This window comes from Falsiroseomonas oryziterrae, assembly GCF_021864505.1.
GTDB classification, from domain to species: Bacteria; Pseudomonadota; Alphaproteobacteria; order Acetobacterales; family Acetobacteraceae; genus Falsiroseomonas; species Falsiroseomonas oryziterrae.
Genome location: NZ_JAKJIB010000401.1, coordinates 1 through 3,300 on the forward strand (window position 1 = coordinate 1; position 3,300 = coordinate 3,300).

Annotated in this window: 3 protein-coding genes; 2 read left to right on the plus strand and 1 reads right to left on the minus strand. The window is 73.5% G+C overall.

Annotated features, from left to right (window positions below):
- A partial coding sequence (locus L2I40_RS20915; protein ID WP_237217102.1) for a caspase family protein occupies positions 1-1,121 on the plus strand: 1,121 nt, incomplete at its 5' end.
- Between the two features lie 136 nt (positions 1,122-1,257).
- Here L2I40_RS20915 and L2I40_RS20920 read toward each other — a convergent pair.
- Complete coding sequence (locus tag L2I40_RS20920) at positions 1,258-2,376, minus strand: PA0069 family radical SAM protein (protein ID WP_237217103.1); 1,119 nt, start codon at positions 2,374-2,376, stop codon at positions 1,258-1,260.
- Positions 2,377-2,474: 98 nt separating this feature from the next.
- Between L2I40_RS20920 and L2I40_RS20925 the strand changes: the two genes are divergently transcribed.
- Positions 2,475-3,152, plus strand: coding sequence for a TIGR04283 family arsenosugar biosynthesis glycosyltransferase (locus L2I40_RS20925; RefSeq protein ID WP_237217104.1), 678 nt, complete (start codon positions 2,475-2,477; stop codon positions 3,150-3,152).
- The last annotated feature ends 148 nt before the right edge of the window (positions 3,153-3,300 follow it).

The window sequence follows — 3,300 nt, forward strand, 5'->3', positions numbered from 1 at the left end:
CGGCGCTCGGCGACGTCCGGGCGCGCATCGGCCGCCTGCCGGTGCTCGCGGCCGGCCAGGCGAGCATCCTGTCCGCGACGGGCGCGGAGCCGATCGGCTGGGACGCGCGCAGCCTGCCGGACGACGCGGGCGCGCTGCGCCTGACCTTCCGCGCCACCGATCGCGGGCTCGGGCTCGGCCCGCTCGACGTGCTGGTGAACGATCGAATCGCCGCGCGGGTCGAGCCGGTGGCCGGCCAGGACATCGCGGTCGAGGTGCCTCTCGACAGCGGGTCCAACCGCGTCGCGACGCGGCTCTATGCGGAGGACCGGACGGTCTTCGCCGAGGGGCCCACGCTCGATCTCCGCCGCGCCGGCGCACCCGCCGCGCCGGAGGGCTCGGGGCGGCTCGTGATCGTCGCGATCGGCGTCAATGAATACGCCAACCCGCAGCTCAACCTGGCCTTCGCGGCGGCGGACGCGCGCACCGTGGTGGAGACGCTGCGCGCACAGGGCGAGGGACTGTTCCGCGAGGTCCACGCGACGCTGCTGCTCGACCGCCAGGCGACGCGCGCCGGCGTGCTGGCGGCGATCGAGGCGGCCGCCCGCGGCACCGCGGCCGAGGACACCTTCGTGCTCTACATCGCCGGCCACGGCGTCCGGACCGAGCCCGACAACCGCTTCCTCTTCCTGCCGCACGACGTCTCGGATGCGTCGAACTGGGACGCGCTGCGGCGGCAGGGGCTCGACGATTCGACGCTGGTCGTCGCGATCTCGCGCATCCGGGCGCGCAACGCGTTCCTGCTGCTCGATACCTGCCACGCCGGGCAGCTGACGATGGACCAGCTCTCGGCGCTCGGGAACGAGACGGGGCGCTTCCTGCTGGCCGCCAGCACGAGCGTGCAGGAAGCGCTCGACAGCTACGACGACCGCAACGGCGTCTTCGCCTATGCGCTGCGCGAGGGCCTGCGCGGCCGCGCGGCGGTGGACGGGGAGGGGCGGGTCAGCGCGCTCGCGCTCGGCGAATGGGTCACGGCCCGCGTGCCGCAGCTCGCGGCCGAGAAGCGCCACCGCCAGGACGCGGTGTTCCGCACCGCCCAGCGCGACCTGCGGAGCTTCCCGATGGCGGTGGCGCGGCGGTAGGAGACCGGGCTGTGCCGGAGCCTGCTTCCGCTCCCCGGCGCCCTCCCGCGGCTTTGTCGCGGGAGGATGAGCCTCCGCGACACGCGCGGCGCAGAAACCGGGGTCCCCGCGGCGACGCACAGCGTCGTCGTGGGGATCAAAGCAGCTCCAGCTGCCGCGGAGCCTCCACAGGCGCGCGGAATTGCGAGCAGTCGAGCGCCTTGCCCATGTCGCCGCGGCCATCCAGGCCGAAGCGGCGCAGCGCGATGCGGAAGCGCTGGGAGATCAGCTCGGCATAGGGCCCGGTGCCGGTCTGGCGCGTGCCGAAGCGGCTGTCGTAGAGCCGTCCGCCGCGCGTTTCGCGCACCAGGGCCAGCACGCGCGCCGCGCGCTCCGGGTGGTGCTCGTTCAGCCAGGCCTCGAACATGCCGCGGATCTCGAGCGGCAGGCGCAGCAGCACATAGCCCGCCCGTGTCGCGCCGGCGCGGGCCGACATCTCCAGGATGCGCTCGATCTCGGCGTCGTTGAGACCCGGGATCACCGGCGCCACCAGCACGCCGACCGGAACCCCGGCCTGGCGCAGCGCCGCCACCGCCTCGAGCCGCTTCAGCGGCGAGGCCGCGCGCGGCTCCATGATCCGTGCGAGCTTCAGATCCAGCGTCGTGACCGACAGGCAGACATGCAACAGGTTGCGTTCGGCAAGCCGCTTCAGGATGTCGAGGTCGCGCAGCACGCCGGCCGACTTCGTCACGATCGTCACCGGATGGCCGAAGCGCTCCAGCACCTCAAGCACGCGCCGCGTGATGCCGAGCGTCCGCTCGACCGGCTGGTAGGGATCGGTGTTGGCGCCGAGCGCGACCGGCTTCGCCACGTAGCCGGGCTTCGAGAGCTCCTTCTCCAGCAGCTCCGGCAGGTCGGGCTTGAAGAGCAGCCGCGTCTCGAAGTCGAGGCCGGGCGACATGCCGACATAGGCATGCGCTGGGCGGGCATAGCAGTAGATGCAGCCATGCTCGCAGCCGCGATAGGGATTGAGGGAGCGATCGAAGCCGATGTCCGGGCTGTCGTTCCAGGCCAGCGCCGACTTCGCCTTCTCCCGGATCAGTTCGGTCGGCAGCGGGGGGAGGTTGGCGAGATCCTCGGCCAGCGTGCCCCAGCCGTCGTCCCAGGCCTCGGTGCGCGCGGACTCGTAGCGGACCGGCGGGTTGGTCACCGCGCCCCGGCCCTTGCGGGCCAGGGAGAGCAGGCCCGAGGGGAGTGCCGTGCTACCGTCCGGCATGGTCGCTCCTCTGTTTCCCGATTTGTTCCTGCCCGAACTTGGCCGGTGCGGTAGGGTCGGTCAAGAACAAAATGCGAATTCGTGCCGGTGAACCGTCCGTGATCCCGGGTCTCAGCGTGGTCGTCCCGGCGCTCGACGCCGCCGCGTCCCTCCAAGGCACGATCGGCGCCCTGCTGGGCCTCCCGGCCGAGGTCGTCGTCGTGGATGGCGGCAGCCGGGATGGCACGGCGGAGATCGCGCGGGGCTCCGGCGCGCGGGTGGTGGCGGCGCCGCGCGGACGCGGTACCCAGCTCGCGGCCGGCATCGCGGCCGCGCAGGGGCCGTGGCTGCTGCTGCTGCATGCCGACACGCGGCTCGCGACGGGCTGGGAGGATGCGGTGCGGGTCGCGATGCGCGATCCGGGCCGCGCCGCCTATTTCCGCTTCGCGCTCGACGACGACGCGCCCGCCGCGCGCCGGCTGGAACGCGCCGTCGCCTGGCGCTGTCGCGCGCTCGCGCTGCCTTATGGCGACCAGGGGTTGCTCATCCACCGCGACTTGTTGGACGCGGTCGGCGGCGTCCGTCCGCTGCCGCTGATGGAAGATGTGGACCTGGTCCGCCGGATCGGGCGCGCACGCCTCGTCGCGCTCGACGTCGCGGCGGTGACGAGCGCGGCGCGCTGGCGGCGCGACGGCTATCTGCGCCGCTCCGCGCGGAACCTGACCTGCCTGTCGCTCTGGTTCGTCGGCGTCGCGCCGGATCGCATCCGGAAGATCTATGCAGGGCGCGCGGCGTGAGGGGCGACACCGTCATCATCCTCGCCCGCGCGCCGCGGCTCGGCGCGGTGAAGCGGCGGCTGGCGCGCGGCATCGGCGCGATGGCGGCGCTGCGCTTCTACCGCGGGCAGTTGGCCGCGACGCTCGCCGCCGCGCGGGATCGGCGCTG

Bases quoted from the DNA above. Each gene is read 5' to 3' on its own strand.
- L2I40_RS20920 (WP_237217103.1), bottom strand. From the start codon at position 2,376: ATGCCGGACGGTAGCACGGCACTCCCCTCGGGCCTGCTCTCCCTGGCC.